Raw genomic sequence first — 25,848 nt, forward strand, 5'->3', positions numbered from 1 at the left:
GTATGAGCCAGTTTTTTTATATCCATCCGGATAACCCACAGCAACGGCTGATTAATCAGGCCGTCGACATTGTGCGTAAAGGCGGTGTTATTGTTTATCCAACCGATTCCGGCTATGCCCTTGGTTGTAAAATTGAAGACAAAGGCGCAATGGAGCGCATTTGCCGCATCCGTCATCTGCCGGACGGCCACAACTTCACGCTGATGTGCCGCGATTTGTCCGAGTTGTCGACCTACTCCTACGTCGACAACGTGGCGTTTCGTCTGATGAAAAACAATACGCCGGGTAACTACACCTTTATCCTGAAGGGAACAAAAGAGGTGCCGCGCCGTCTGTTGCAGGAAAAGCGTAAAACTATCGGCCTGCGCGTACCGTCAAACCCGATTGCGCTGGCGTTATTGGATACGCTGGGCGAACCAATGCTCTCGACGTCGTTGATGCTGCCTGGCAGCGATTTTACCGAGTCGGACCCGGAGGAGATTAAAGATCGGCTGGAGAAGCAGGTGGATCTGATCATCCACGGCGGTTACCTCGGTCAACAGCCTACCACGGTAATCGATTTGACCAATGACTCCCCGGTGGTGCTGCGCGAAGGCGTCGGCGACGTTACACCTTTCTTATAAGGGTGTAAGCCTGTATACTACGCGGCCTTAAAATGGCGCGGCAACGCGCCGTTCATTCTCCTGTTCGACGCCTGTGAAGGCGACACCTGAAGGAAGCTCTATGAGCGAAAAGTTACAAAAAGTGCTGGCGCGCGCTGGCCACGGCTCTCGCCGTGAAATCGAATCCATTATTGAAGCGGGACGTGTCAGCGTTGACGGTAAAATCGCCACGCTTGGCGATCGTGTTGAAGTCACTCCCGGTTTGAAAATCCGTATCGACGGTCACCTGATTTCGGTGAAAGAGTCGGCGGAACAAATTTGCCGCGTTCTGGCCTATTACAAACCAGAAGGTGAACTGTGTACCCGCAATGACCCTGAAGGGCGGCCAACCGTTTTTGATCGCTTACCGAAACTGCGCGGCGCGCGGTGGATTGCGGTAGGACGTCTGGATGTCAACACCTGCGGGCTATTGTTGTTTACCACCGACGGTGAACTGGCGAACCGCCTGATGCATCCTAGCCGTGAAGTTGAACGTGAATATGCCGTGCGCGTGTTCGGTCAGGTGGATGAATCGAAACTGCGTGATTTAAGCCGTGGCGTACAGTTGGAAGATGGCCCGGCGGCATTTAAGACCATTAAATTCAGCGGCGGCGAAGGCATTAACCAGTGGTATAACGTGACGCTGACGGAAGGGCGCAACCGCGAAGTTCGCCGACTGTGGGAAGCGGTAGGCGTTCAGGTCAGCCGTCTGATCCGCGTTCGTTACGGCGATATCCCGCTGCCGAAAGGCCTGCCGCGCGGCGGCTGGACTGAGCTCGACCTCGCGCAAACGAACTATCTGCGTGGTCTGGTAGAGCTCCCGCCGGAAACCTCGTCGAAGGTTGCCGTCGAAAAAGACCGTCGTCGTATGAAAGCGAACCAGATCCGTCGGGCGGTAAAACGCCACAGCCAGATAGCTGGCGGACGCCGCTCCGGTGGGCGTAATAACAACGGGTAATCTCTACCGCGGTTTATAGGCCGAGAATCATCAGACAAGAGGGTTTGTGCCGGATGGCGGCGCAAACGCCTTAATCCGGCCTACGGTTAATAATCAATTCCCATCTGGGCTTTTACGCCCGCGTCGAAAGCATGTTTAACCGGACGCAGTTCGCTGACGGTATCCGCAAGATCAAGAATATCCCGGTGACAGCCGCGACCTGTAATAATCACCGTCTGGTGACCAGGGCGCGCGTTTAGCGCGCTTATGACCTCTTCCAGCGGCAAATAGTCATACGCCACCATATAGGTCAGCTCATCCAGTACCACCATATCAAGCCGCGGATCGGCCAGCATCCGTTTCCCATGCTGCCAAACGGCCATACATGCTGCGGTGTCTGCCTCGCGATTTTGCGTCTCCCAGGTAAATCCCGTTGCCATCACCTGAAATTCGACGCCATGCGGTTCCAGCAGATTACGCTCGCCGTTGGGCCAGGTGCCCTTAATAAATTGCACCACGCCTACGTTTTTACCGTGTCCTACGGCGCGGGCGGCAGTCCCGAAAGCCGCCGTGGTTTTGCCCTTACCATTGCCAGTAAACACGATAATAATACCGCGCTCTTCCTGTGCCTGGGCGACACGGGCGTCAACCCGATCTTTTACCTTCTGCTGGCGCTGCTGATAACGTTCATCACTCATTGGGCGATTCCTGGTTTACGGCCCGGTTGGGCGTCAAAGGTCATACCGGTTTTACGGCGACTGTCGTCGCCCATAAGCCACAGGTAAAGCGGCATAATATCGGCAGGCGTTTTTAATTTCTGTGGATCTTCCGTCGGAAAGGCGCTGGCGCGCATACCGGTGCGCGTGCCGCCCGGGTTAATGCAGTTAACACGCAGAGAACGGTTCTGGTATTCGTCCGCCAGCACCTGCATCATTCCTTCAGTAGCAAACTTCGAGGTGGCATAGGCGCCCCAGTTGGCGCGCCCCTGACGGCCAACGCTTGATGACGTAAAGACCAGCGAGCCGGCATCGGACTTCAATAATAACGGTAACAGCGCCTGGGTGAGCATAAAGGTGGCGTTAACGTTTACCTGCATGACATCCTGCCAGATCTGCGGATCTTGTTCGCTCATTGGACCGATTTCCCCCAGTAACCCGGCATTGTGCAGGACGCCATCCAGGCGGGGATAGTGCGCGGCGATGCGATCGGCCACTTGCCGGCACTCTTCAGCGGTGCAGGTCAGTAGATCAAGCGTAAACCACTGTGGTTGAACATGTTGCTCGTCAGCAATGTGCTGCGCGACCCGACGCAGTTTCTCTTCGTTGCGTCCCAGCAGAATCACCGTTGCGCCGTAACGCGCATACGTGAGCGCGGCTTCCCGCCCAATGCCATCGCTGGCGCCAGTGACCAGAATAATGCGGTTTTGCAATAGATCTTGTTTCGGTTGGTAATGCATGGCTACTCCTCAACGGCGTGGTGCACCGTCCTGCCAGGTTGTCTTATCTTCGCGTTAACTTTTCGGGTTTATGCCTGAAAGCGCCTTTTTTTTCAATCAGACAGGGGCGATAACGCCGTAAAATGAACGTCTTGTCATACTTTTTCTTCCTCAACAGGCATACGGATGAAGAGAGACTGACTTCGATGCCTGTTGTACACTGAGCGCAAGTCGCGTTATTTAATCAAGGTGGGAGTCGTGGAATTGTTGTCTGAATATGGCTTATTTTTGGCAAAAATCGTCACCGTTGTGGTGGCCATTGCCGTCATTGTGCTGCTGATCGTGAATGCTACGCAACGCAAACGTCAGCGCGGCGAGCTGCGCGTGACCAATTTGAGCGAGCAGTATCAGGAGATGAAGGATGACCTTGCTGCGGCGTTGATGGATGGCCATCAGCAAAAACTGTGGCATAAAGCGCAGAAAAAAAAGCATAAGCAGGAGGCGAAAGCCGCCAAAGCGAAAGCGAAGCTGGGGGACATTGCGACATCGGACAAACCGCGTGTATGGGTGATAGATTTCAAAGGCAGTATGGATGCTCACGAAGTTAATGCGTTACGCGAAGAGGTCACGGCGGTGCTGGCAGTGGCGAAACCCGGCGATCGGGCGGTTGTGCGTCTGGAAAGCCCCGGTGGCGTTGTGCATGGCTATGGCCTGGCGGCATCGCAATTGCAGCGCCTGCGCGATAAAAATATTCCGCTGACCGTGACGGTGGATAAAGTCGCGGCAAGCGGAGGCTACATGATGGCCTGCGTGGCGGAAAAAATTATCGCGGCGCCGTTCGCTATTGTGGGGTCAATTGGTGTTGTCGCGCAAATCCCGAACTTTAACCGCTTTCTCAAAAGTAAAGACATTGATATTGAACTGCATACCGCAGGGCAGTACAAACGTACCCTGACATTGTTAGGCGAGAATACGGAAGAAGGGCGGCAGAAGTTTCGTGAAGATCTCAACGAAACGCACCATCTGTTCAAAGAGTTTGTGCAGCGGATGCGTCCGGCTCTGGACATTGAACAGGTCGCCACGGGCGAACACTGGTACGGTCAGCAGGCGCTGGAGAAAGGACTGGTTGATGAGATTAACACCAGCGATGAGGTTATCCTCGGCCTAATGGAAGGGCGTGAGGTGCTGAATGTGCGCTATATGCAGCGTAAAAAACTGATCGATCGTGTTACCGGCAGCGCGGCGGAAAGCGCGGATCGGCTACTGCTGCGCTGGTGGCAGCGTGGACAAAAGCCATTGATGTAAACCGCTATTGCCGGATGGCATTCAGCGCCATCCGGCATGGATTAATCCACCAGGTGATACTTCTCAGACAGCACATGCGCCAGGTGTTTAAACATGTTAAACACCGCGGTGCTTTTAGGGGTCGGTAACCCTTGCTCGTCTAAAAAGTAATCGCCGCTGAAAACCAGCACGCCATTTCTCTGCGTTACGCCGGTGGCGACAATACCTGCCATCGTGTCTTCATGTTCCCGAATAATTTTGTTGGCTTCAAGCAACAGTGTTTCGCGATCGATAGGTTGCGTCTCTTTATGCATTTTTTACTCCTTAAACAAGGAGATTAGTCTACGCTGAGCACTTCTGATGGGCAAATATTCTCACAGGAAATTGATGGATTTGTCATGTTGCGTTCACTGGCAAGATTTGTTTTTGCATGCTAATAAAGTTGCGTATCGAATTTTATCAGGTACAGTGTGACGCTTTCGTCAATCTGGCAACAGAATTGCTTGACATTCGACCAAAATTCCGTCGTGCTATAGCGCGTGTGTGCAAAAAAGCCTGTTAACTCAGTCACCTGAGGGTTACATTTCGTACACAAAGCCAGTACAAGGGGTTGATATCCGCAGACGCAGAGACCATATATCGTTGTCTCGTCGCCAGTGGAAGGTGAATCAACGTGCGACGCATTCCTGGAAGAATCAACTTAGGTAAAGGTGAATATGGGTAAAGCTCTTGTCATCGTTGAGTCCCCGGCAAAAGCCAAAACGATCAACAAGTATCTGGGTAATGACTACGTGGTGAAATCCAGCGTGGGTCATATCCGTGATTTGCCGACCAGTGGCTCAGCAGCTAAAAAGAGCGCCGACTCTACCTCCACCAAAACGGCTAAAAAGCCCAAAAAGGATGAACGTGGCGCTCTCGTCAACCGTATGGGGGTTGACCCGTGGCACAACTGGGATGCGCACTATGAAGTGCTGCCCGGTAAAGAGAAGGTCGTCTCTGAACTGAAACAGTTGGCGGAAAAAGCCGACCACATCTATCTCGCAACCGACCTTGACCGCGAAGGGGAAGCCATTGCATGGCACCTGCGGGAAGTGATCGGCGGCGATGACGCGCGCTACAGTCGCGTAGTCTTTAACGAAATAACCAAAAATGCCATTCGCCAGGCGTTTGAACAGCCGGGCGAGCTGAACATTAACAGGGTCAACGCCCAGCAAGCGCGCCGCTTTATGGATCGCGTGGTAGGCTATATGGTCTCGCCGTTGCTGTGGAAAAAGATCGCCCGTGGTTTGTCGGCAGGTCGCGTTCAGTCTGTCGCGGTCCGTCTGGTCGTTGAACGCGAGCGCGAGATTAAAGCGTTTGTTCCGGAAGAGTTCTGGGAAATTGACGCTAATACGACGACGCCGTCTGGCGAGGCGCTACCGCTACAGGTCACGCATCAGAACGACAAGCCATTCCGGCCGGTAAATCGTGAGCAGACGCTTGCCGCCGTCAGCTTGTTGGAAAAAGCGCGCTATAGCGTACTGGAGCGTGAAGACAAACCGACCAGCAGCAAACCTGGCGCGCCGTTTATCACCTCCACGCTACAACAGGCGGCCAGCACCCGGCTGGGCTTTGGCGTGAAGAAAACCATGATGATGGCGCAGCGTCTGTATGAGGCGGGCTACATCACCTATATGCGTACAGACTCCACCAACCTGAGTCAGGATGCGGTCAACATGGTGCGTGGTTATATTGGCGATAATTTCGGCAAGAAATACCTGCCGGATAACCCGAACCAGTACGCCAGCAAAGAAAACTCTCAGGAAGCGCACGAAGCGATCCGTCCTTCTGACGTTGCTGTCATGGCGGAGTCGCTGAAAGACATGGAGGCTGACGCGCAGAAGTTGTATCAACTAATTTGGCGTCAGTTTGTCGCCTGTCAGATGACGCCAGCACAATATGACTCTACTACGCTTACCGTTGGCGCAGGCGAGTTCCGCCTGAAAGCGCGTGGGCGTATTTTGCGCTTTGACGGCTGGACAAAAGTGATGCCGGCGCTGCGTAAAGGCGATGAAGATCGCACCTTGCCTGCCGTGAATAAGGGCGATGCGCTGACGCTACTTGAATTGACGCCTGCTCAGCACTTTACTAAACCGCCAGCCCGGTTTAGCGAGGCTTCTCTGGTTAAAGAGCTTGAGAAGCGCGGTATTGGTCGTCCGTCTACCTATGCGTCGATTATCTCGACCATTCAGGATCGCGGCTATGTTCGCGTTGAAAACCGTCGTTTCTATGCGGAAAAAATGGGTGAAATCGTCACCGATCGGCTGGAAGAAAACTTCCGCGAATTGATGAACTACGATTTTACCGCGCAGATGGAAGATAGTCTGGATCAGGTTGCAAATCACCAGGCCGAGTGGAAAGCGGTACTGGATAACTTCTTCAGCGATTTTACTCAGCAGCTCGATAAAGCCGAGAAAGATCCGGAAGAAGGGGGGATGCGCCCTAACCAGATGGTGCTGACCAGCATCGACTGTCCAACCTGTGGCCGTAAAATGGGAATTCGTACTGCCAGTACGGGGGTTTTCCTTGGATGTTCAGGTTATGCGCTTTCGCCGAAAGAGCGTTGTAAAACGACCATTAACCTGGTGCCGGAAAATGAAGTTCTGAACGTGCTGGAAGGCGACGATGCCGAAACCAACGCCCTGCGCGCCAAGCGTCGCTGTCAGAAGTGCGGTACGGCGATGGACAGCTATCTGATCGATCCGAAGCGTAAATTGCATGTATGTGGTAATAACCCGACCTGTGACGGCTACGAGATTGAAGAAGGCGAGTTCCGCATCAAAGGGTATGACGGCCCGATCGTTGAGTGTGAGAAATGTGGTTCCGAAATGCACCTGAAAATGGGGCGTTTTGGTAAGTACATGGCCTGTACTAACGACGAATGTAAAAATACCCGTAAGATCTTGCGTAATGGCGAAGTTGCGCCGCCGAAGGAAGATCCTGTTCCATTGCCGGAACTGCCGTGTGAAAAATCGGACGCGTACTTTGTGCTGCGCGATGGCGCCGCAGGGATATTCCTGGCGGCCAATACGTTCCCGAAATCACGCGAAACGCGCGCGCCATTAGTCGAGGAGCTTTACCGGTTCCGCGATCGCCTGCCGGAAAAACTGCGTTATCTGGCGGATGCGCCGCAGCAGGATCCGGAAGGTAATAAAACCGTTGTTCGCTTTAGCCGCAAAACAAAACAGCAGTACGTTGCGGCGGAAAAAGACGGGAAGGCGACGGGATGGTCAGCGTTCTTCGTCGACGGCAAGTGGGTTGAAGGCAAGAAATAACCCCTGCCTGTCGCCACTGTAGTCAAGCGGGCCGCGTAAGCGGCCCTTTTTTTATATCCCCTTCATACTTCAAGTGGCTTATGTGTTGGCTACGGATTACTCGGCCCGTCCATGGGCCTCGCCCTGACGGGCCGTCGCACGCGACGTTCAAATCTGCTCCCGGCAGATTTGTCGCTCATCTCAGTCACCTTATGCTCCTGGGGACTCACTCTCTTGCCGCCTTTAAGCACTCGAATTATTTTGGGTAGAGCGGTCTTATTATTTTATCGCGTCGGCTATACAGTTCAGATATAAATGATATAGTGGTTATAGTTAACACCTTTTTTATTATTAAATCGTATTAGCAGCCCGATTAAGTCTGCAGATAAACGATGGCCTGATGGCGCTAATCTGGATGATGTATTATGAAATTGCAGCAGCTTCGTTACATTGTTGAAGTGGTTAATCATAACCTTAACGTCTCCTCTACCGCTGAGGGGTTGTATACTTCCCAGCCGGGGATCAGCAAGCAGGTTAGGATGCTGGAAGATGAGCTTGGCATCCAGATTTTCGCCCGCAGCGGTAAGCATCTGACTCAGGTGACGCCTGCAGGACAGGAGATTATTCGTATTGCGCGTGAGGTGCTTTCCAAAGTCGATGCCATTAAGTCGGTCGCCGGCGAGCACACCTGGCCGGATAAAGGCTCGCTCTATATTGCGACTACCCATACTCAGGCGCGTTACGCATTGCCAGGCGTGATTAAAGGCTTCATCGAGCGTTATCCGCGCGTTTCGCTGCATATGCACCAGGGGGCGCCAACGCAGATTGCGGAAGCGGTATCGAAAGGGAACGCCGATTTCGCGATTGCCACGGAAGCGCTGCATTTATATGACGATCTGGTGATGTTGCCATGCTACCACTGGAACCGTTCGATAGTGGTGACGCCGGATCATCCATTGGCGGCAACGTCTTCCGTAACGATTGAAGCGCTGGCGCAGTATCCGCTGGTGACGTATACCTTCGGCTTTACCGGGCGTTCCGAACTGGATACCGCTTTTAATCGCGCAGGATTAACGCCGCGGATCGTCTTTACTGCAACCGATGCGGATGTGATTAAAACCTATGTCAGGTTGGGGCTGGGCGTTGGCGTCATTGCCAGCATGGCGGTAGATCCGCTTGCCGATCCTGATTTAGTGCGGATTGACGCGCACGATATTTTTAGCCACAGCACCACAAAAATTGGTTTTCGCCGTAGTACTTTTTTACGCAGTTATATGTATGATTTTATCCAGCGTTTTGCGCCGCATCTGACGCGTGATGTGGTGGATACGGCGGTGGCGTTGCGTTCTAATGAAGAAATTGAAGCGATGTTTCAGGATATAAAGCTGCCTGAAAAGTAATAGCACCGTCGGTTTGCGTCGTAGTGGCATGGCAGACAAAGCCGCTTTTTGCAATATCCCTCAAAGTATTACGGGTAATGATCAGCAAAATAGTGTTGAATTACCCGTCCCGCCAGTTTCTTTTTCCAAATAGTTATCTTGAGTCAAAAGATTGATTTATTCACTGGCAACGATTCGTAAATTGACTGGATTTTTGACTAAAGTTTATTTAGGATTTGTCTCATCTGATGATTAATTGTACCGATTGTTTGGTGCTGAAATGATAAGTGATACCGATAGCATGAGGTTAGTAATGCCTTCTGAAAACCAGGAACCGCGCCGCGACCCTGAGCTCAAACGTAAAGCATGGCTGGCGGTTTTTGTGGGTTCTGCGCTGTTCTGGGTAGTGGTAGCGCTTGTTATCTGGCATTGGTGGGGCTAAGTGAGCATTACGTCGGAACGCGAGCGCGTGGTCGCGCCCCCGATTCAATCTTGTGACGATGATAACACCCCGAATACGACCGTTTTTCGGTCTGTTCCGCAACACTGGACGCTCACACCGCAGCAGCGGGCATTTATTGATGCTTTTGCTGATGAGGTGTCACAAAAATAATATCCGTCTTTTTATTGGCGTTATTGTTTTATTAACGCTGTCTTATTACACCGCAGCAACCGTGTGCTGAGCGCCTCTCAGTATTGATTAAACACAGTTGGTGTCGCCTATGTTAACTTCAAATATAAAGTATTGGTCATGGACTGGCGCGTTTATATTATCGCTACTGTTCTGGGCCGAGTTAATCTGGATTGCCGTCTAATCTCGTCAAAGCCCGATAATGCGCTATTTATCGGGCTTTTTCATCTTCGCTCCTCGCCTGTTAGGTTTCTCCTCTTTTAGCAATTTGGGTTGTTATCAAAACGTTACATTTTGTTTGTGTTATCTTTAATACAACCCTGTGGAGAATCAGGGTAACGCAACCCTGTCATTTAAGGAGGAGCTATGTCGTCAACCCTACGAGAAGCCAGTAAGGATACATTGCAGGCCAAAGATAAAACGTATCATTACTACAGTCTGCCGCTGGCTGCCAAATCCCTGGGCGATATCGCCCGTTTGCCCAAATCACTTAAAGTGTTACTGGAAAACCTGTTGCGCTGGCAGGACGGCGAATCTGTGACTGATGAAGATATTCAGGCGCTGGCCGGTTGGCTTAAAAATGCCCATGCCGATCGTGAAATTGCCTGGCGGCCCGCCCGTGTCCTGATGCAGGACTTTACCGGCGTGCCTGCCGTTGTCGACCTGGCGGCGATGCGTGAAGCCGTTAAACGCCTCGGCGGCGATACGTCGAAAGTGAACCCGTTATCGCCGGTTGATCTGGTTATTGACCACTCTGTGACGGTCGATCATTTCGGCGATGACGATGCGTTTGAAGAAAACGTGCGGCTGGAAATGGAACGTAACCATGAGCGTTATATGTTCCTGAAATGGGGAAAGCAGGCATTCAGCCGTTTCAGCGTGGTGCCGCCCGGAACCGGCATTTGCCATCAGGTTAACCTGGAATACCTGGGTAAAGCCGTCTGGAGCGAATTACAGGACGGGGAGTGGATTGCTTACCCGGACTCGCTGGTGGGGACTGACTCCCATACGACCATGATTAATGGTCTGGGCGTATTGGGGTGGGGCGTGGGCGGTATCGAAGCGGAAGCGGCGATGCTTGGTCAGCCCGTGTCGATGCTTATCCCGGATGTCGTCGGCTTTAAGTTAACCGGTAAGCTTCGGGAGGGGATCACCGCCACTGACCTGGTGCTCACCGTCACGCAAATGCTGCGTAAGCATGGCGTCGTGGGTAAATTTGTTGAATTTTATGGTGATGGTCTGGATTCGCTGCCGTTGGCGGATCGCGCGACCATCGCTAATATGTCGCCGGAATATGGCGCAACCTGTGGTTTCTTCCCTATTGACGCCATCACCCTGGAATATATGCGATTAAGCGGACGTAGCGACGATCTGGTCGAGCTGGTTGAAACCTACGCGAAGGCGCAGGGAATGTGGCGCAATCCCGGTGATGAACCAGTATTTACCAGTACGCTGGAACTGGATATGGGCGATGTCGAGGCCAGCCTGGCCGGGCCGAAACGCCCACAGGATCGCGTGGCGTTAGGCGATGTGCCGAAAGCCTTTGCCGCCAGCGCCGAGCTGGAGCTGAATACCGCGCAAAGAGATCGCCAGCCGGTTGACTATACGATGAACGGACAGCCATATCAGCTTCCGGATGGCGCTGTCGTCATTGCCGCCATCACCTCCTGCACGAATACCTCGAATCCCAGCGTGCTGATGGCGGCGGGATTACTGGCGAAAAAAGCAGTAACGCTGGGGTTGAAGCGTCAACCGTGGGTCAAGGCTTCTCTGGCGCCGGGGTCAAAAGTGGTATCTGACTATCTGGCGCAGGCCAAACTTACGCCTTATCTGGATGAGCTCGGTTTTAACCTGGTCGGTTATGGCTGTACGACCTGTATCGGGAACTCCGGTCCGTTGCCGGAGCCTATTGAGACCGCGATTAAAAAAGGCGATCTGACGGTAGGGGCCGTGCTTTCCGGTAACCGAAATTTTGAAGGGCGTATCCATCCGCTGGTGAAAACGAACTGGCTGGCGTCGCCGCCGCTGGTGGTCGCGTATGCGCTGGCCGGAAACATGAATATTAACCTCGCGACAGACCCGCTGGGGTACGATCGTAAAGGCGATCCGGTATACCTGAAGGATATCTGGCCTTCAGCGCAGGAAATTGCCCGCGCCGTTGAACTGGTATCATCGGATATGTTCCGTAAAGAGTATGCGGAAGTGTTTGAGGGCACGGAAGAATGGAAATCGATTCAGGTTGAATCGTCCGATACCTACGGCTGGCAGTCGGATTCAACCTATATTCGCCTGTCGCCTTTCTTTGATGAAATGCAGGCCCAGCCTGCGCCAGTCAAAGATATCCACGGCGCGCGTATCCTGGCGATGCTGGGGGATTCGGTAACGACCGACCATATTTCTCCGGCCGGCAGTATCAAGCCGGACAGTCCCGCCGGACGTTATCTGCAAAACCACGGCGTTGAGCGGAAGGATTTTAACTCCTATGGATCACGGCGCGGCAACCATGAAGTGATGATGCGTGGTACGTTCGCCAATATTCGTATTCGCAACGAAATGCTGCCCGGCGTCGAAGGTGGGATGACGCGGCATTTGCCGGGTACGGAAGCGATGTCGATTTATGATGCCGCGATGCTCTACCAGCAGGAAAAAACGCCGCTGGCGGTAATTGCCGGGAAAGAGTATGGGTCGGGATCGAGCCGTGACTGGGCGGCAAAAGGTCCTCGGCTGTTAGGTATTCGCGTGGTGATCGCCGAGTCGTTCGAACGTATCCATCGTTCAAACCTGATTGGGATGGGGATCCTGCCGCTGGAGTTTCCACAGGGCGTAACGCGTAAAACGCTGGGACTGACCGGGGAAGAGGTGATTGATATCGCGGATCTGCAAAACCTGCGCCCTGGCGCGACCATTCCGGTGACGTTAACGAGATCGGACGGCAGCAAAGAAACGGTGCCTTGTCGCTGTCGCATTGATACCGCCACCGAGCTGACTTACTACCAGAATGACGGCATATTGCACTATGTCATTAGAAATATGCTGAACTAAAGCCGTTTATCGGGCCTGCCGTAAACAGGCAGGCCCGCGCTTTAATACCGGTGGCTTATTTGCTTAGCAGGTGGCCCATTTTGGCCGCTTTAGTATCGAGATAATGCTCATTATTTGGATTACGACCCACAATGAGCGGAACGCGTTCCACGATATTAATTCCCGCCTCGGTCAGTATTTCGACTTTCTTCGGATTATTGGTCAGCAGGCGAACTTCATCCACGCCCAGTAATTTGAACATATCCGCGCACAGGGTGAAATCACGCTCATCGGCGGCAAAGCCGAGCTGATGATTGGCCTCCACCGTGTCATAGCCTTGATCCTGTAACGCATAAGCGCGAATTTTATTAAGCAGGCCGATATTGCGGCCTTCCTGACGGTGGTAAATCAGAATACCGCGTCCTTCTTCCGCAATATGCGTCAGCGCGGCTTCCAGTTGAAAACCACAATCACAGCGCAGACTAAAAAGCGCGTCCCCGGTAAGACATTCGGAATGAACGCGAGCCAAGACCGGCGTTTTACCTGAAATATCGCCAAAAACCAGCGCGGCATGGTCGTGTCCGGTTGCCAGTTCTTCAAATCCCACCATCAGAAAGTCACCCAATGGGGTTGGCAGTTTGGCTTCTGCCACACGTTTAAGCTGCATGTATTTCTCCAGATTATGCTGACGCCTGCGGTGTCGTCGCCTGTTGGCTTGTATCCCGCTATTTTGCCATAAGGCGGCGGACATCACCTAATCACTACCACGTAATTGCTCAGGAATGGCACAAATTTGTCAATTTTCCAGTCCGGCGAGAATTTTCAGTTATGATTGTGATACTTACTTATAAAAGGAGCATCCATGCTTTCAATTGCGAAGCGCACCGCGGCAGGAGCCGCCCTGTTGCTTATCATGCCGCTTGCCGTATGGGTATCAGGCTGGCAGTGGCAGCCAGGACATCAGGTCTGGTGGCTAAAAACGCTATTCTGGATAACGGAAACCGTGACCAAACCCTGGGGCGTTATCACGCATGTGATTCTTTGTGGATGGTTCTTATGGTGCCTGCGATTTCGCCTGCGCGCCGCCATTATGCTGTTTGCGATTCTCGGTGGGGCGATTATCGTCGGGCAGGGCGTGAAGTCATGGGTAAAGGAGCGCGTACAGGAGCCGCGGCCATTTGTGGTCTGGCTTGAAAAAACGCACCATATTCCCGTCGATGAGTTCTACACTTTAAAGCGTACAGAACGCGGACATTTAGTGAAAGAGCAGTTGGCCGGGCAACAGAACATCCCCGTTTTCCTGCGTCAGCACTGGCAAAAAGAGACGGGCTTTGCGTTTCCCTCCGGACACACCATGTTTGCAGCGAGCTGGGCGCTTTTGGCCGTGGGTCTGTTATGGCCGCGCAGACGGACTTTCACCATCGCGTTTTTGTTAGTCTGGGCGACCGGCGTAATGGGCAGCCGTTTGCTTCTGGGAATGCACTGGCCGCGAGATTTAGTGGTCGCCACGCTCATCTCCTGGCTATTAGTTACCCTGGCGACCTGGCTGGCGCAGCGAATTTGCGGGCCGCTTATGCCGCCTCGTGAAGAAGCGCAAGAAATTGCTGAACGCGAGCAGGAAAGCTGACAACGGTTGATTTTCTGACTATTGCCCTTAAATCATCTGATGGCGGGCGCATTTCCATTTCGCGCGAGGCGGGAAAATGGTAATTTAGAAGGCTGGATGCGGTAAGTTGGACACGATTTATTCGCGCAAACCACATAACGGGAAGTAATGTGAAATATTTACTCATTTTCTTACTGGTATTGGCGATTTTTGTTATTTCGGTGACGCTGGGCGCGCAGAATGATCAACAGGTGACGTTTAACTACCTGCTGGCGCAAGGGGAGTATCGTATCTCCACGTTGCTTGCTGTGTTGTTCGCCGTCGGTTTTGCGATTGGCTGGCTGATTTGCGGCCTGTTCTGGCTGCGGGTCCGCGTTTCCCTTGCCCGCGCTGAGCGTAAAATTAAACGACTGGAAAACAAGCTCTCGCCAGCAACCGACGTTGCGGTCCCTGCCGATTCGTCGGTTGTAAAGGAATAATCATTTATGTTGGAGTTGTTATTTCTGCTGTTGCCTGTAGCCGCTGCCTATGGGTGGTATATGGGTCGCAGAAGTGCGCAACAAACAAAACAGGATGAAGCTAACCGCCTGTCGCGCGATTATGTCGCAGGGGTTAACTTCCTGCTGAGTAACCAACAAGATAAAGCGGTGGATCTGTTCCTCGATATGCTTAAAGAGGATACGGGCACCGTTGAGGCTCATCTCACTCTCGGTAATCTGTTTCGCTCTCGCGGCGAAGTCGATCGCGCCATTCGTATTCATCAAACGCTCATGGAAAGCGCTTCATTGACCTATGAACAGCGTTTACTGGCTGTTCAGCAACTGGGGCGCGACTATATGGCCGCCGGTTTATATGACCGCGCGGAAGATATGTTTAACCAACTTACCGACGAAACGGAATTTCGCGTAGGCGCGTTACAGCAGCTCTTGCAAATCTATCAGCTAACCAGCGACTGGCAAAAGGCGATCGAAGTAGCAGAACGGCTGGTGAAACTGGGCAAAGATAAACAGCGTATCGAAATCGCCCATTTTTACTGTGAGTTAGCGTTACAGCAGATGGGCAACGACGATATGGATCGCGCGATGGCGTTGCTGAAAAAAGGTGCCGCCGCAGATAAAAATAGCGCCCGGGTGTCTATCATGATGGGTCGCGTTTATATGGCGAGAGGGGATTACGCCAAAGCGGTCGAAAGCCTGCAACGTGTGATCGTTCAGGATAAAGAGCTGGTCAGCGAAACGCTGGAGATGCTGCAAACCTGTTATCAACAGCTCGGTAAAAATGCCGAGTGGGCGGAGTTTTTACGTCGCGCCGTTGAGGAGAATACCGGTGCTGGCGCTGAGTTAATGCTTGCCGATATTCTGGAAGCGCGTGAAGGTAGTGACGCAGCTCAAGTCTATATCACGCGTCAGCTACAGCGACATCCTACCATGCGGGTGTTCCATAAGCTGATGGATTACCATCTCAACGAGGCGGAAGAAGGGCGAGCGAAAGAAAGCCTGATGGTACTGCGTGATATGGTTGGCGAGCAGGTGCGCAGTAAACCGCGGTATCGTTGTCAGAAATGCGGTTTTACCGCCTATACCTTGTACTGGCACTGTCCGTCCTGCCGGGCATGGTCGACCATTAAACCTATTCGCGGACTTGATGGGCAGTAGTATATAAAAAAAGCTTCACTTTAGTTACAACATGCTAAATGACGTAAAGCTAGAAACGACGCTGGCATCGGCAGGCAAGGCTTATCAGGTTATCAATCGAACCTGTTAATTTCCCTGCGCCGCAGGTAGAATGCACGCCGTTTATCCAATTTGCGCCACTTCCGGTGCCCATCATCAAGAAGGTCTGGTCATGACGTTTACTGCTTCATCTTCTTCCTGCGCTATTACTGAATCGCCTGTCGTTGTGGCGTTGGATTACCATGAACGCGATAAAGCCCTGGCGTTTGTCGATAAAATCGATCCTCGCGATTGTCGCTTAAAAGTGGGCAAAGAGATGTTCACGCTGTTTGGTCCACAGCTCGTTCGGGATCTCCAGCAACGTGGGTTTGATGTCTTTCTTGATCTAAAATTTCATGATATTCCCAACACCACGGCCCGGGCAGTCGCTGCAGCGGCAGACCTGGGCGTCTGGATGGTAAACGTTCATGCGTCTGGCGGGGCGAGAATGATGGCCGCAGCGCGCGACGCGCTGGTGCCATTCGGTAAAGATGCGCCGTTGCTCATTGCCGTGACCGTGTTGACCAGTATGGAAACCAGCGATCTGCGCGATCTGGGCGTGACGTTGTCACCGGCGGAACATGCGGAGCGGCTGGCGCGCCTGACGCAGCAATGCGGGCTGGATGGCGTGGTCTGTTCCGCTCAGGAAGCGGTCAGATTTAAACAGGCCTTTGGCGCTGCATTTAAGCTGGTGACGCCGGGCATTCGGCCCGCAGGCAGCGAGGCAGGCGACCAGCGACGCATTATGACGCCCGAACAGGCATTATCCGCCGGCGTCGACTATATGGTGATTGGCCGCCCGGTTACGCAATCGGTAGATCCGGCGCAAACGCTGAAGGATATTAACGCGTCACTGAAACGGGAGGCATAATGAGCGATTCCAATAGTCGTCTGGTTTATTCAACACAGACGGGGCGCATTGAAGAACCTAAAACGGCACCAGTTCGTCCCAAAGGGGATGGTATCGTTCGCATTCAGCGTCAAACCAGTGGCCGTAAGGGTAAAGGCGTATGTTTGATTACCGGTATCGAGATGAATGATGCGGAATTAACCAAACTGGCGGCTGAACTGAAGGAAAAATGCGGCTGTGGCGGGGCAGTAAAAGAAGGGATTATTGAAATTCAGGGTGATAAACGCGACTTGATAAAATCATTGCTGGAAGCTAAAGGAATGAAAGTAAAATTAGCTGGCGGCTAATGAAAACGCCACGGTTGTAAATTACCGTGGCGTAAAAGTCAACTTTGTCTATTTTTGTAATCCAGACCTGAAAAGAATAAACGTATTATTTTGAGCCGTTCAATATTTAAACGTCTGGATTATTTTCCAACCTGGTGACCAATCACGCCGCCGACCGCCGCGCCGCCCAGGGTGCCTAATGTACTGCCGTCCGTTAACACTGCGCCGCCTAACGCCCCCGCACCTGCGCCAATAGCCGTGTTGCGATCGCGCTTGGACCAGTTTGAGCAGGCGCTCAGAGACATTGCTACGGTGATTGCCAGCACAGCAGCGGCCATTTTTTTGCTCGTCATAAACATAATACTCTCTCCTGAATTAACGATTCACGGAATTAAGCTCACTATAACTATAGTTAAAATAAAACCTGTTAAGAGATTTTCCGTAAAACCTGATTGCGCAGGGGTATATCACGCAGGTGATAGTCACTTCCTGTTATTTCGCTAATATTAATTTTACGACGTTACGCTCGTTACAACAGGTAAATAGTCTTAATTGGGATGTCAGAAAAGTCTTAGAGAGAGGATGATTTGCCATAGGGCAAACCATCGGGAAATATTTTAAACGGATGAGCCAATAACATTGACTAGCAGCCCTGCATGTTCTAACTGCATTTGATCGCTGGCGGAAATTCTGGAATCCGTAATGACACGATGGAAGCGAGAGAGCGGGCCCAGGGGATAGGGATGCACACAGCCAAATTTGGAGCTGTCGGTGAGGACAATCGCTTCTGAGCCTTTTTCCAGAACAGCGTTAACCACATCCGATCGCATCATATCGCGTCCGGTAAAGCCGGTATCAGCCTGCCAGCCATCAATACCGATAAATGCTTTGCTGAAATGCACTTGATGGATAAACTGTCGCGTCAACGGCCCTACCATGCTTTCACTTTTTTTCTGATAGATTCCACCGAGGAGAATGACTTCGCAAGGGGTCTCTTTGAGCAGGTGCGCGATATAACTGCTCACGGTGATGATCGTGACATCTTTTTGTTCCGCCAGCGTCCGGGCCAATAGCGCATTGCTGCTGCCATTTTCAATAAAAACGGATTCCCCTGGACTGACCAGCGAGGCGGCGAACTCCGCCAGTCGGCGTTTTAACGTGTAGTTCGTCATCATGCGAGTCTCTACGTCATCGCTCTCAAGCGAAACGGCGAAACCGTGCGCACGGCGTAAATAGCTCTGCTTTTCCAGGGTATTCAGATCCTGACGAATCGTGACTTCAGATACGCCGGTAATTTTCGCCAGTTCAGCAACGCTCATCTGGCCTTTATCAACCACCATTTGCAAAATTGATTGTTGTCGGGAGTTCATAGTATTAATTTTATACGTTAAGAGGAGTCAACAGACAGTCAGAGAGCCGGGAAGGGCTAACGGCCATCCCGGACAAATAATCGCTATCAGATTTCCCAGGGCGACCCGGGAGCCTGGGATGGCGAGATACCGTCTTTAACCTGATCTAACAGCTCTGCTCTCAATATTTCAAGGTTATTGATGGCCGAGTGGTAATCGCCAGCAACAAGGATATCCAGCACGGTATCAATGCGTGCGGCAATTCGTTGTGCTTCGATATCAGACATGTTTGTCATCCTTAATGTCAGAAAAGGTTTCAATTCATGATGCAGAAATTAATCTGAAAAGAGAAGGGAAAAATAGGGCTATGCCTGTCTACACAGGCTGTTCTCCCTATTATCGCCGCCATTAACGCATTTTTTTCGTCTGATAACGTTTGTACCAGCGTTCAAAAGAAACGGCGGGCATAGGTTTGGCGAATAAAAAGCCCTGTCGTTCATTGACGCCGTTTTTTGTCAGGAAGGCATCTTCTTTAGCATTTTCTACGCCTTCGGCAATCACTTGTAAATTTAGCGCCTGAGCCACCGCGACAATCGCCCGAACCAGAGATTGCGACAGCGGTTGCTTATGGATATCTCTGACGAAAGCCTGATCCAGTTTAACGGCATCAATAGGGAACCGGGCGAGTTGAGAAAGCGAAGAATACCCGGTGCCAAAATCATCCAGATGAATCTGGGCGCCGAGCTGACTAAATTGCTGGATAACCGATAGCGCCAGCGTGTCGTTTTCGATCAGGCAACTTTCCGTTAGCTCGACATCGATCGGGCAATACTCAAAATTCAGATCGTACAAAGCCTGTTTAAGCGCAGTAAAAAGCGTCTGGTCGGCCAGTTGTCGCGCCGAAAAGTTAACGGCTACGCGCAAGTTAATCCCTTTATCGCGCCATTTCGCAATCTGGCGAACCACATCCAGAATCACCCAGCGGCCCAGCGGGACGATGAGTCCTGACTCTTCGGCGTATGAGATGAACTCCAGCGGCGGAATTAATCCGCGTTCCGGCGATTGCCAGCGTACCAGCGCTTCCAGGCTACGTACTTCGCCGCGCCAGGTAATTTTGGGCTGATAGTGAATAAGTAACTGGTCGTTTTCCAGCGCTTTTCGTAGGTTTGTATCCAGCCAGTGATAGTCAAATACGCGCTGATTCATTTCCGGCGAAAAAACGCAGAACTGACCGCGGCCGCCTTCTTTGGCGTTATACATTGCGGTGTCGGCAGTGCGAATGAGACTTTCGCTGTCCTGTCCGTGCCGGGGGGCCAACGAAATGCCAATGGCGCATCCCGTGTAAACTTCAATGAGTCCAATACGAAACGGTTGCCGCAGACGGGTAAGGATTCGTGAGGCTACTGCTTCCAGCGCGGCCTGAGACGTATGGGCAGCGAGGACAATGAATTCATCTCCCCCCAGTCTGGCCAGCAATTGATCTTCCTCCAGACAACTCAACAGCGCCAGCGAAACGGCCTGTAAGAGCTGATCGCCAAACATATGCCCATAGGCGTCATTAATTTTCTTGAAGTTATCCAGATCGAGATAAACGATACCCACCTGCGACTCGCCAGCCGAGGCAATAGCATGATCAATAAATTCATGAATAGCATTGCGATTGGGCAGGCCGGTGACGGTATCTGTATTCGCCAGTATGCGTAAACGCTCCTGAGCCCGCCTTTCTTCGGTGATATCCGTGCCTGCGCAGATCAGGAAAATTTCGTTTTTTCCGCTACCGTTATGGATGAATTTATTACGAAATAAGAACAGGCGTTGGCCTTTACGGGTCTTTATCCAGCGTTCGATTTCATAGGCATTGCCATTGCGAAAAAAATTCTCAATGTAGTGCCGGGAGGCAACCGCCTCCCGGCGACTCATAAATAATTTAAAGACGCTTTGACCAATTACATCTTGCTCTTTTAAGCCTGTGTACTCTTCGCATAACCGATTAAATCGACAGATTTTTCCCCGACTATCCAGTATCGCAATGACTGAGTTGGCTTCTGATACGATTTGCTCGGCAAAAGAGAGTTCCTGCGCCTGCGTTGGCGCGACGGCAGGCGTATCAGGCCAGGTTGCCAGGCTGCCAGCCCATTCACGGTTATTAATCTTACGGCCTACCAGGTGCACAGCGGTAACCTGTTTTTCTATCAACAACGTTATCAGCAGACTGGACGTAATCGCCGTTATTTCCCGGATACGCCCGGCTTGCTCCGGCGATAGCTCGACCGTTTTTTCTGTATCCGTTTCACCTGTCGGGGAGAGATACAGCACGTTGTGGTCATCAGCCAGACGCCAGTGAGAGTGAAGGGAACTTAGCGCCGTTTGTTCCTGAATCTGTTTCATCATGCGTACCATCCCATTTAAGCGCCAGGTGCCCGAAAAGAAAGGTTAGCCATGTTATAAATAAGGGTAATTATGGCTGAACGTATTGTTTTATCTATATATTCATATGTAATCCAGATTCTGGAAAAAGCATAGTCGCCAGCTAAAAATAACAAGAAATGGGGCGTTTGAATAAGATTAAACGCAGAGCATGACGGAAGGGAGAAGAAGAAAAGAAACGGCCTTTGCCTTCTCAGCAAAGGCCGTTGAGCGAGCTAAGCGTGGTTACGCTGCCGGTCGGGCAATAATGCTGCGGGTTTCCATGCGAACTTCCGCAATAGTGACATCAATGACATCCGTCACTTTATAAACCGTCTCACCTTTAATCTGTACCGTACCGTTTTCCTGGCTGCATACCAGTTCATCGCGAACGGCGTGCAGGAACGGGGCAGGGATAAAGGCGATAGCGCCGTTATCGACCAGTCGCACACGCATACCACCGCGGCTGACGTCAATAATTTCTGCCGCAAAACGGGTATTTGTCCCCGCCTTATCGTTAAGGAAGCGTGCATATAACCAGTCGCCGACATCACGCTCCGCCATACGGTTCAGGCGACGGCGTTCCGCCATTTGCTGGGTGATATCTTCCTGCGGACGCGCAATAGCTTCCCCCTTGATGACCGCTTTCAGCAGGCGATGGTTAATCATATCGCCATACTTACGGATGGGAGAGGTCCAGGTGGCATAAGCCTCAAGACCAAGACCGAAATGCGGCCCCGGCTCGGTGCTGATTTCCGCAAAAGACTGGAAGCGACGAATGCGGCTGTCAAGGAAACCGGAGGGCTGCGCATCCAGTTCGCGACGCAGTTTACAGAAGCCTTCCAGCGTCAGCACCTCTTCGGCATCGACATGCAGACCATGCGTTTTCAGCAGCGCGGCAAGCGCGTCGGCATTCGCGGGATCGAAGCCCGTATGTACGTTGTAAATACCGAAACCGAGCTTATCGCGCAGTACGCGCGCGGCGCAAAGGTTAGCGGCGATCATCGACTCTTCTACGATACGGTTAGCGATACGGCGCGGTTCCGCCACAATATCCAGTACTTCGCCTTTTTCGCCAAGCACAAAGCGGTAATCCGGGCGGTCTTTAAAGACTAACGCATGATGATGACGCCACTCACTGCGGCTTAAACAAATACGGTGCAACAGACGAATTTGCTGGGCAATGCCTTCGTTATCCGGCTGCCAGGTGCCATTATTTTCCAGCCAGTCGGAGACATTGTCGTACGCCAGCTTGGCTTTCGATTCGATCGTGGCCGCAAAAAAGGCGATATCATCGTCAATGGTGCCGTCTGCGGCGATTATCATGCGACAGGCGAGCGCCGGACGCACTTCGTTGGCGCGCAGTGAGCACAGATCGTCAGACAGCTCACGCGGCAGCATAGGAATATTGAAGCCCGGCAGGTAGTTGGTGAAGGCGCGAATTTTCGCGGCGTTATCCAGCTTACTGCCTTCGGCAATCCAGGCGGTAGGATCGGCGATAGCCACCGTAAGCTGGAGTCTGCCGTCCGCTAATTCCTCAGCATAAAGCGCGTCATCCATATCTTCAGTGCTGGCGCTATCGATAGTGACGAAATTCAGCGCGGTAAGATCCTGGCGCTCCAGCCCTTCGTCCAGCATCTCCGTCGCTACGCCGTTCGGCGCTTCTTTTTCCAGGTTATGGCGGGCAAGCGTAACCCACCAGGGAACAAAGTGATCGTCGGCAAAGGTGATGTACTGCGTTAAATCGGCGTAAAACGAACGGTCGCCTTTAAGCGGATGGCGGCGCATTTCGGCAACCGCCCAGTCACCTTCTTTGAACTCATGCTGAACGCCGCGCGCGGCGCGGCAGGGAATCGCGTCTTTCAGCAACGGATGATCCGGCACGATGGACAGGCGGTCATTTTTACCCTGAACTTTTCCCACAAAACGCGTCAGGAACGGTTCGATCAGTTCTTCCGGCTCGGCAGACTCCCGTTCTTTTTCCGTGTGGATGACCGCGACGATACGATCGCCATGCATCACTTTTTTCATCTGCGGCGGAGGAATGAAATAGCTTTTTTGCGCGTCAACTTCAAGGAAGCCAAAGCCTTTTTCCGTGGCTTTTACGACCCCTTCAGCGCGCGGCGTCTGGGAATGCAGTTGCTGTTTAAGCTGCGCTAGCAGCGGGTTGTCCTGAAACATATTCGTCTATTTTCGTAGCCAAAAGAGCGGCTGACAGTTTTACGCGATTCTGCCTGGCGCAGCAAGCGCTCTTTCAGTAATGGATGAGTTAATAGGTTTCGCCCAACGCGATTTTTAAACGATTTAACCATCCGCACACGCCGCACCAGCCTAACATATTAATGGCCTGCTCCGATGAAACTCCCCTGGTGAGTAGCGGGAAAAAATGCGCGGCGCTAAAGCGATCGGGCGCTCTGGTGAGCCATTGTATCGCCTGTGTCAGCGCAGGCTCAAGCTCCCAACGAGCGATATCGTCGTCTTCCTGGCGTAACGTGATGACAGCGCGACGCCACGCGCCAGGTTGGGTTGCCTGTTCGTTAAAGCAGGCGGCGCTGCCGTTGATACGTGATGTGAGGAGCGTGATAAGTGGAAGTAAAGAAGGGGGCGATGCAGTGTGTAATGTGCTGGTCAGTATGCGTTCGAGTAACGCGAATGAAGACGGATCGCGCATGAGTACCGGCGCCATCATTTGGCATTGTGAAGACGAATATTGCCGCCGAACTTTGGTATGGGCTGGAGGATATTCTACCAGACTGGCGGCGGGCCGCCATATCGTCTGGGGGTTTTGAAACCGCGCGGCCCTGGCAAAGCGCTGCATCTCCTGGCCGGGCAGTTCGCGCACGGGCAGACGGCAAAACGCCTGAAATATCGCCGCTACCCGCGCCTGAAAACCGATAAACCCAATGATCTGATTGATGAGTACGGTATCCCGGGCGGTTAATCCCACCTCTGCAAGCTGTTCGCGGGCCCGCGTATTGATAACGGAGGGGGAGCCGGCAAGCTGACGAGCGTATTGCGTAATTTGCGCCAGCCGTTGATTGCTCTCTCTTGAGGCGTCAGGGCCAGGTAGCGGCGCCAGACGCGCGGCATAATGGCGGCACAAACGCTGAACCCCAAATACCTGAGCGGCGGTCAGCGCGGTGCTCATACGTTCATAGGCGCTAAACGTATGAAGCCGGTCGTTGAGAACCGTGTGGGGAAATAAGACATCCGCCAACTGGCGAGCGGGCTTTAACCATGATTCAAAAGGCGTCAACGCGGTTTCCGATACCGCTAAATCCAGTAAAAAACGATCGTTAACATACGCGGCTTCCGGCATCAGCGAAAGCGGGGTTTGTGACGACATAGTAGATTGTGTTTCATGATACCAGTGGCTTTTACCCGCTTTTCGGCATTGTTCCATAGGGTTTCCCGAGGATGAAATGGCGATCGATAATGATTCGGCGTCGGATCGTTTATGCTGGATTATCCTGGCGTATGCGGGAAAGGGATGAAAGATTGTTAGGTGATAACAAATATCAGAACGCTATATAACGAGATGAGTGGTGAGTGAGGGGAATGGGGCAGCACAGCCGTGCCGCCCGCTAATAAACTTAATGCGCTTACTTCAGTTCCAGTTCATTCATTGCCGCAATGCTGAACCCGCCGTCAACATGGACGACTTCGCCAGAAATGCCTGCCGAGAGATCGGAGCACAGAAACGCCGCTGAGTTACCCACATCTTCAATGGTCACGGTGCGACGAATTGGCGTAACGGCTTCACAATGCGCCAGCATTTTACGGAAGTCTTTAATACCGGACGCCGCCAGCGTGCGGATTGGACCCGCAGAGATGGCGTTGACGCGAACCCCTTCCGGTCCCATAGCGTTTGCCATATAACGCACGTTGGCTTCCAGAGAGGCTTTCGCCAGACCCATGACATTGTAGTTCGGGATGGCGCGCTCCGCTCCCAGATAAGACAAGGTCAACAGCGCAGAACCCGGATTCAGCATGGTGCGGCAGGCTTTCGCCATGGCAACAAAGCTGTAAGAGCTAATATCGTGAGCGATTTTAAAGCCTTCGCGGGTAACCGCATTAACATAATCGCCGTCCAGCTGATCGCCAGGCGCGAAACCGATCGAGTGTACGAAACCGTCAAATTTCGGCCAAACGTTACCCAGCTCTGCAAACATAGCGTCAATGCTGGCATCTTCAGCGACATCACACGGTAAAACGATGCTGGAACCCAGCTGGGCAGCAAATTCTTCTACGCGGCCTTTCAGTTTGTCGTTCTGGTAGGTGAACGCCAGTTCAGCTCCTTCGCGGTGCATCGCCTGTGCGATACCGTAGGCGATGGACAGTTTACTGGCCACGCCAGTGACCAGAATGCGCTTACCGGAAAGAAAACCCATAGCTTTAATCCTTATAGTCATTGCTTATTTTTTGCTTTTACGAACAATGGTTAACAGCAACTTTTCAACATTATTCGAAATTAGTCTGAAATTATATCCCACTCCTGACCCCGTGTGTCACGCTATTTTTCCGCCGCTATCTCCGGCAGGTGACGTTCTAAAACCACACGGTAGCGGAGTCCCTGAGGATTTTGAGCACTCCCCAGGGCCAAACTGGCAAATCAAAGAGTCTAATGGGACAGGCCCTACGGTGCAGTATACCAGCTGGTGTAAGGTTCGCCTCATCCAACCAGAGACACCGGGACGGATAGCAAGTACGATAGCGATGCGCCTTCCACCAGACAAATAAAGGTTCTGTAGGAAGCCTGAATATTCATCCGAATGGTTTACCTCACCTATTAGCAATGTTATGGACATGTAATTTTAACCAGCAAATGCTTAACAAAAATAATTTCTTTTTTTAGGTGCTGTAGGTTTTCTCTATTTATTGATACAGAGTAATACTGAATATGAAAAATTTTTGAAATCAGGTGATTACAGTAGTTACAAATCAGGTTTTTATATGTTTGCATGTGTATTATAATAAA

The 25,848-nt window shown here is 52.1% G+C and carries 24 protein-coding genes and 2 pseudogenes; 13 read left to right on the forward strand and 13 right to left on the reverse strand.

Annotation, left to right across the window (positions count from 1 at the left end; translation table 11 throughout):
• The first annotated feature begins 2 nt into the window (after positions 1–2).
• Complete coding sequence (locus NAZ64_RS00640; protein ID WP_000077250.1) at positions 3–623, forward strand: L-threonylcarbamoyladenylate synthase; 621 nt, start codon at positions 3–5, stop codon at positions 621–623.
• A 100-nt stretch (positions 624–723) separates the two neighbouring features.
• Positions 724–1,599, forward strand: a complete 876-nt coding sequence (rluB, locus tag NAZ64_RS00645) for a 23S rRNA pseudouridine(2605) synthase RluB (protein WP_001291233.1) — start codon at positions 724–726, stop codon at positions 1,597–1,599.
• Between the two features lie 86 nt (positions 1,600–1,685).
• Here rluB and cobO read toward each other — a convergent pair whose 3' ends face one another.
• Together cobO and NAZ64_RS00655 are read right to left on the reverse strand one after the other, a co-directional pair.
• The gene (gene cobO, locus NAZ64_RS00650; protein WP_001278862.1) at positions 1,686–2,276 is read right to left on the reverse strand and encodes a cob(I)yrinic acid a,c-diamide adenosyltransferase; all 591 of its coding nucleotides are present in this window, start codon (positions 2,274–2,276) and stop codon (positions 1,686–1,688) included.
• Entirely contained in the window at positions 2,273–3,034 is a 762-nt protein-coding gene (locus NAZ64_RS00655) for a YciK family oxidoreductase (protein ID WP_000559309.1), read from the reverse strand. Before NAZ64_RS00655 ends, cobO begins: the two co-directional genes overlap by 4 nt.
• Before the next feature lie 237 nt (positions 3,035–3,271).
• Between NAZ64_RS00655 and sohB the strand changes: the two genes are divergently transcribed.
• Positions 3,272–4,318: a protease SohB gene (gene sohB / locus NAZ64_RS00660; protein WP_000422082.1), complete on the forward strand. Its 1,047-nt coding sequence runs from the start codon at positions 3,272–3,274 to the stop codon at positions 4,316–4,318.
• Positions 4,319–4,359: 41 nt separating this feature from the next.
• Here sohB and NAZ64_RS00665 read toward each other — a convergent pair whose 3' ends face one another.
• Entirely contained in the window at positions 4,360–4,611 is a 252-nt protein-coding gene (locus NAZ64_RS00665) for a YciN family protein (protein WP_000548616.1), read from the reverse strand.
• Positions 4,612–5,013: 402 nt separating this feature from the next.
• Between NAZ64_RS00665 and topA the strand changes: the two genes are divergently transcribed.
• From topA to acnA, 5 genes are all read left to right on the forward strand, one after another.
• Entirely contained in the window at positions 5,014–7,611 is a 2,598-nt protein-coding gene (gene topA, locus NAZ64_RS00670) for a type I DNA topoisomerase (protein WP_000513593.1), read from the forward strand.
• A 404-nt stretch (positions 7,612–8,015) separates the two neighbouring features.
• Positions 8,016–8,990: an HTH-type transcriptional regulator CysB gene (cysB, locus tag NAZ64_RS00675; RefSeq protein ID WP_079785504.1), complete on the forward strand. Its 975-nt coding sequence runs from the start codon at positions 8,016–8,018 to the stop codon at positions 8,988–8,990.
• Positions 8,991–9,270: 280 nt separating this feature from the next.
• A complete protein-coding gene (locus tag NAZ64_RS00680; RefSeq protein WP_213083417.1) occupies positions 9,271–9,411 on the forward strand; it encodes a YmiA family putative membrane protein in 141 nt (46 codons plus the stop codon).
• Positions 9,412–9,691: 280 nt separating this feature from the next.
• Positions 9,692–9,784 (forward strand): small membrane protein YmiC, encoded by a 93-nt coding sequence (gene ymiC, locus NAZ64_RS00685; protein ID WP_223148964.1) that lies wholly within the window; start codon positions 9,692–9,694, stop codon positions 9,782–9,784.
• A gap of 182 nt (positions 9,785–9,966) precedes the next feature.
• On the forward strand, positions 9,967–12,642 hold the full coding sequence (acnA, locus tag NAZ64_RS00690) for an aconitate hydratase AcnA (protein ID WP_000099475.1): 2,676 nt from the start codon (positions 9,967–9,969) through the stop codon (positions 12,640–12,642).
• 55 nt (positions 12,643–12,697) lie between these two features.
• Here acnA and ribA read toward each other — a convergent pair whose 3' ends face one another.
• Positions 12,698–13,288 carry a GTP cyclohydrolase II gene (gene ribA, locus NAZ64_RS00695; protein ID WP_001176284.1) on the reverse strand — a complete coding sequence of 197 codons (591 nt, stop codon included), beginning with the start codon at positions 13,286–13,288 and terminating at the stop codon, positions 12,698–12,700.
• Between the two features lie 195 nt (positions 13,289–13,483).
• Between ribA and pgpB the strand changes: the two genes are divergently transcribed.
• From pgpB to yciH, 5 genes are all read left to right on the forward strand, one after another.
• Positions 13,484–14,248: a phosphatidylglycerophosphatase B gene (gene pgpB, locus NAZ64_RS00700; RefSeq protein ID WP_000948636.1), complete on the forward strand. Its 765-nt coding sequence runs from the start codon at positions 13,484–13,486 to the stop codon at positions 14,246–14,248.
• Between the two features lie 149 nt (positions 14,249–14,397).
• Complete coding sequence (locus NAZ64_RS00705; protein WP_000876301.1) at positions 14,398–14,706, forward strand: LapA family protein; 309 nt, start codon at positions 14,398–14,400, stop codon at positions 14,704–14,706.
• Between the two features lie 6 nt (positions 14,707–14,712).
• Positions 14,713–15,882, forward strand: a complete 1,170-nt coding sequence (gene lapB / locus NAZ64_RS00710) for a lipopolysaccharide assembly protein LapB (protein ID WP_000891378.1) — start codon at positions 14,713–14,715, stop codon at positions 15,880–15,882.
• A gap of 190 nt (positions 15,883–16,072) precedes the next feature.
• Entirely contained in the window at positions 16,073–16,810 is a 738-nt protein-coding gene (gene pyrF, locus NAZ64_RS00715) for an orotidine-5'-phosphate decarboxylase (RefSeq protein WP_134944755.1), read from the forward strand.
• Positions 16,810–17,136, forward strand: a complete 327-nt coding sequence (gene yciH / locus NAZ64_RS00720; RefSeq protein WP_483640841.1) for a stress response translation initiation inhibitor YciH — start codon at positions 16,810–16,812, stop codon at positions 17,134–17,136. Before pyrF ends, yciH begins: the two co-directional genes overlap by 1 nt.
• 119 nt (positions 17,137–17,255) lie before the next feature.
• Here the strand turns inward: yciH and osmB are convergent, their stop codons facing one another.
• From osmB to NAZ64_RS00765, 9 genes and pseudogenes are all read right to left on the reverse strand, one after another.
• On the reverse strand, positions 17,256–17,474 hold the full coding sequence (osmB, locus tag NAZ64_RS00725; RefSeq protein ID WP_000481166.1) for an osmotically-inducible lipoprotein OsmB: 219 nt from the start codon (positions 17,472–17,474) through the stop codon (positions 17,256–17,258).
• A 258-nt stretch (positions 17,475–17,732) separates the two neighbouring features.
• Positions 17,733–18,485 carry a DNA-binding transcriptional regulator YciT gene (gene yciT / locus NAZ64_RS00730; RefSeq protein WP_001088594.1) on the reverse strand — a complete coding sequence of 251 codons (753 nt, stop codon included), beginning with the start codon at positions 18,483–18,485 and terminating at the stop codon, positions 17,733–17,735.
• Positions 18,486–18,571: 86 nt separating this feature from the next.
• Entirely contained in the window at positions 18,572–18,751 is a 180-nt protein-coding gene (locus tag NAZ64_RS00735; RefSeq protein WP_001279854.1) for a YciZ family protein, read from the reverse strand.
• Between the two features lie 121 nt (positions 18,752–18,872).
• The gene (gene pdeR, locus NAZ64_RS00740) at positions 18,873–20,855 is read right to left on the reverse strand and encodes a cyclic di-GMP phosphodiesterase (protein ID WP_076936412.1); all 1,983 of its coding nucleotides are present in this window, start codon (positions 20,853–20,855) and stop codon (positions 18,873–18,875) included.
• A 261-nt stretch (positions 20,856–21,116) separates the two neighbouring features.
• Positions 21,117–23,051 (reverse strand): exoribonuclease II, encoded by a 1,935-nt coding sequence (locus tag NAZ64_RS00745; RefSeq protein WP_000485041.1) that lies wholly within the window; start codon positions 23,049–23,051, stop codon positions 21,117–21,119.
• A gap of 244 nt (positions 23,052–23,295) precedes the next feature.
• Positions 23,296–24,273 (reverse strand): annotated as a pseudogene (locus tag NAZ64_RS00750) (carboxymuconolactone decarboxylase family protein); the annotation flags it as partial.
• Between the two features lie 199 nt (positions 24,274–24,472).
• The gene (fabI, locus tag NAZ64_RS00755; RefSeq protein WP_000506501.1) at positions 24,473–25,261 is read right to left on the reverse strand and encodes an enoyl-ACP reductase FabI; all 789 of its coding nucleotides are present in this window, start codon (positions 25,259–25,261) and stop codon (positions 24,473–24,475) included.
• A 117-nt stretch (positions 25,262–25,378) separates the two neighbouring features.
• Positions 25,379–25,678 carry a hypothetical protein gene (locus NAZ64_RS00760; protein ID WP_078057588.1) on the reverse strand — a complete coding sequence of 100 codons (300 nt, stop codon included), beginning with the start codon at positions 25,676–25,678 and terminating at the stop codon, positions 25,379–25,381.
• Positions 25,653–25,833, reverse strand: a pseudogene (locus NAZ64_RS00765) (hypothetical protein). The gene NAZ64_RS00760 and the pseudogene NAZ64_RS00765 overlap by 26 nt, the downstream one beginning before the upstream one ends.
• Positions 25,834–25,848 lie beyond the last annotated feature (15 nt).

Source organism: Salmonella sp. A1325 (assembly GCF_056991255.1).